This is a genomic window from Streptomyces sp. CB01580 (genome assembly GCF_001905795.1).
Taxonomy (GTDB): domain Bacteria; phylum Actinomycetota; class Actinomycetes; order Streptomycetales; family Streptomycetaceae; genus Streptomyces.
In genome coordinates, this window is the sequence record NZ_LIXJ01000008.1 from 258,396 (window position 1) to 261,603 (window position 3,208).

General features: G+C 66.8%; 5 protein-coding genes. 4 read left to right on the top strand and 1 reads right to left on the bottom strand.

Features of this window, described 5'->3' with window-relative positions; all coding sequences use genetic code 11:
- Nucleotides 1-525, bottom strand: a 525-nt coding sequence (locus AMK22_RS15260) for a chaplin family protein (protein WP_143203565.1), incomplete at its 3' end; no start/stop codon positions are given.
- A gap of 566 nt (nucleotides 526-1,091) precedes the next feature.
- Between AMK22_RS15260 and AMK22_RS15265 the strand changes: the two genes are divergently transcribed.
- From AMK22_RS15265 to AMK22_RS15280, 4 genes are all read left to right on the top strand, one after another.
- On the top strand, nucleotides 1,092-1,493 hold the full coding sequence (locus AMK22_RS15265; protein WP_073785282.1) for a rodlin: 402 nt from the start codon (nucleotides 1,092-1,094) through the stop codon (nucleotides 1,491-1,493).
- Between the two features lie 332 nt (nucleotides 1,494-1,825).
- The gene (locus AMK22_RS15270) at nucleotides 1,826-2,059 is read left to right on the top strand and encodes a chaplin (RefSeq protein ID WP_073785284.1); all 234 of its coding nucleotides are present in this window, start codon (nucleotides 1,826-1,828) and stop codon (nucleotides 2,057-2,059) included.
- A 250-nt stretch (nucleotides 2,060-2,309) separates the two neighbouring features.
- The gene (locus AMK22_RS15275) at nucleotides 2,310-2,600 is read left to right on the top strand and encodes a hypothetical protein (protein WP_073785286.1); all 291 of its coding nucleotides are present in this window, start codon (nucleotides 2,310-2,312) and stop codon (nucleotides 2,598-2,600) included.
- 181 nt (nucleotides 2,601-2,781) lie between these two features.
- Nucleotides 2,782-3,192 (top strand): rodlin, encoded by a 411-nt coding sequence (locus AMK22_RS15280; protein ID WP_073785288.1) that lies wholly within the window; start codon nucleotides 2,782-2,784, stop codon nucleotides 3,190-3,192.
- The last annotated feature ends 16 nt before the right edge of the window (nucleotides 3,193-3,208 follow it).

Here is a 3,208-nt window from a genome sequence, read left to right on the forward strand (position 1 = left end):
CGGGTCGACGGGCTGCTTGGGCGGGTCGACGGGCGACGGCTCGGACGGGTCGACGGGCTGCTTGGGCGGGTCGACGGGCGACGGCTCGGACGGGTCGACGGGCGACGGCGCCGCGTTCCCCGACTCGTTCCCACACTCATTGCCGACCGCGGGGTTGAGCGCGCCGACGACGTCGACCGTGTTGCCGCACGCGTTGACCGGAACGTCCACCGGAACCTCGACGAGGTTGCCGGAGACCACACCGGCGGACTCGGCCGCGACGCCCTCGGCGCTCGCGCCCTGGGCGGCCGTGCCGCTTTCCTGGCCGCCCTCGTTCGCGCACTCCTGGCCGAATGCCGAGTTCAGCAGACCGATCACATTGGCCGTGTTGCCGCAGAGGTTGACGGGAGCGTGTACCGGCGCCTGCACAGCATTGCCCGAACCGATGCCCGGTGAGCCGACGGCGGCGCCTTCGACGGAGGCGTCCGCGAACGCGTACCCGCCGGTGGCGGCCAGGATGCCTGACGCCGCCGCCATGACGAGCACGCTTTTACTCAAGGCTTTTCGCATTGATTGCCCTTTCCTAGGACACGTCGCGCGAGCGCGGGGGCTCGCGGCTCGTTCATCAGGCGGTGCGGTATTCGCCGGGGACGACACCCCGGACGACCTCAATGCGTGGGCCTGTCGGTGGTGGTCACGGCGGATCGGCGAGAACGCGTCGCGGCGTTCCTCACGGTTCTTCAGTTGAATCCACCTCCTGCCGGGCGCACACCAGGGCCGCACGCCTGGTGACACGCATAACGAGGAGGAAATGTCTAGGAAACTCGTATTTCGTGGAATTTTTGTGACCACTCGAACGGATTACATGAACGGGTCCCCGTTCGGCGTACGTTGCTGTGTGATTGCGCCCGCTCAACCCGGAATATGGAAAGGGAAGTTGAGGCTCCGACGGAATGCAGGGGCGGTGAAGTGATTCTGCGGTAGTCCTTGCTTGCTTTCGCACTGCTGTCCGTGCGGCTTCGGCGTTCGGGTGAACGGAGAGAACCAACAGCCCGTTCGCGAGTTGGGCAGGAAGCTCCGGTACGGGGCATCCGTTACGAGAAGGGTTAATCGTGATCAAGAAGGTTCTGGCCACGGGCGCCGTGGCCGCCTCCATCCTCGGTCTGGGTGCGACGCAGGCCATGGCGGTCGGTGACGACGGCGGTACGACCTCGGTCAACGGCAACGGAGCCTCGCAGTCGTTCGGCAACGCTGAGACCCACGGTGACGGAAGCCCGCAGTTCGACCTGGTCCAGGGCAGCCTGAACAAGCTGTGCGTCGGCCTGCCGCTGAAGGCCAACCCCGGCTCGCTCGTCGGCGGGATCCCGGTCACGGCCCAGGATGTCAACGTGCTGTCCTCGCCGCAGAACCAGCAGTGCACCGACAGCTCGACGCAGGCCAAGGGCGACGAGCCGCTGTCGCACATCCTGAGCAACATCCCGGTGCTCTCCGGTAACGGCGTCGGCAACAGCTGATCCGGCCGACCGCAGTGACAGGCCCGGGCCGTCGGCGTTCCTCCTCGGCACGGTCCGGGCCAGCTGCTGCCCGCCCTGTCGCCGCCCCGCCGGGGCGCTCCGACGGGAGGGCGCACGGAACGGCCCGACCGGCACCCTGTGCTGCCGACGGATCGGCAGCGCATCGGTGCTCAGTCTTTCGGGCGATTCTCGAGATTCTTCCGTTTCAAGAGTTTCGCCCGCGGTCCTGCATCGTTACGAATCGCAGCGGCGGAGTCACGAGTGATCAGGACCGCACTCGTGCGGCACGAAGGGCGTGGCCGCATCGGACTTCGCCGAAGAAAGGGACAGAAGTGAAGCACACCAAGGTCGCCGCCATTGCAGCCGGAACCCTGATGGCGATGGGTGCCGCCGCACCCGCATTCGCCGACGCCGGTACCACCGGCCGCACCGCCCTCTCCCCGGGCGTGGTCTCGGGCGATGTCATCCAGGCTCCGATCCACATTCCGGTCCACGTCTGCGGCGACACCGTCAATGGGGTCGGTCTTCTCAACACCGCCTTCCATAACGTTTGCATCAACGGCTGATCCCTGGCCGGCCGGGGCGAACGCCCATGACGGAAAGGCCCAGGAACGCATTCGATCGCGTTCCGGGGCCTTTTCCTTTCCATTTCCGGTGGGCGCGCGATGTGCCGCCAAGAAATCGCTTCCCCTCCAGTTGCCCGGTCGCGATCGCGTCGTTACTCAGAGGGAAAGCGGTGGAAGTCACAGCCAAAGAGGCTGGCACGGTCGCGGGTGTGCGACCGGTGGGACGCCGCTGCAGAAGGGAATCCCGAAAGTGAAGTACGCGAAGTCCGCTGCGTTCGTCGCCGGTTCCGTGGTCGCTCTGGGAACGGCTGCTCCTGCCTTCGCCGTCACCAACACCACGACCCCCGACTTCAGCCTCACCGGCGGCGTCAACCAGGTGATGGCCAGCGCGCCGCAGGCCTCCGACCCGCTCATCGACACGGTCGGGGGAGCCGCGGAGAAGATGCACAAGCAGGGCACCGTCACCAAGCTGACCGACCAGGCCACCGGTGCGGCCAAGGGCGCGGTCCCGCTGCTCGGGGGCCTCCCGGTCGGCGGCTGATCCGGCGCGGCGGCCCGAATTCCCACATTCGCGGATTCCGTTCACCTCCGCGCCGTGAGCACGGCGAACAAGCGTGCGGAGAATCATCGTTCGAGTGAATCGCCACAACCATCCTCGTCACCTTGAGTTGATCAGGGCGCTCCGGACAGGCGAGCAGCAGAATATCCAGAAGGGCTTTTTCATGATCAAGAAGATGATGGCCTCGGCGGCCGTCGCCGCTTCCATCGCCGGCATCTCCGCCGCGATGGCCCCGCAGGCCATGGCCGTCGGGAACGACGCCGGCACGACGTCGGTCAACGGCAACGGTGCCGTCCAGTCGTACGGGAACTCCGCCACCCACGGCGACTGGAGCCCGCAGTTCGCGCTCATCCAGGGCTCGCTCAACAAGCCCTGCATCGCCCTGCCGGCCAAGGCCAACGCCGGTTCGCTCCTCGGTGTCGTCCCGGTCTCCGTCCAGGACGTCAACGTGCTGTCCTCGCCGCAGAACCAGCAGTGCACGGAGAACTCGACGCAGGCCAAGGGCGACGAGGCGCTGTCGCACATCCTGAGCAACATCCCGATCCTGTCCGGCAACGGCGCCGACAACAACTAGGGTCTGTGTGATGTCG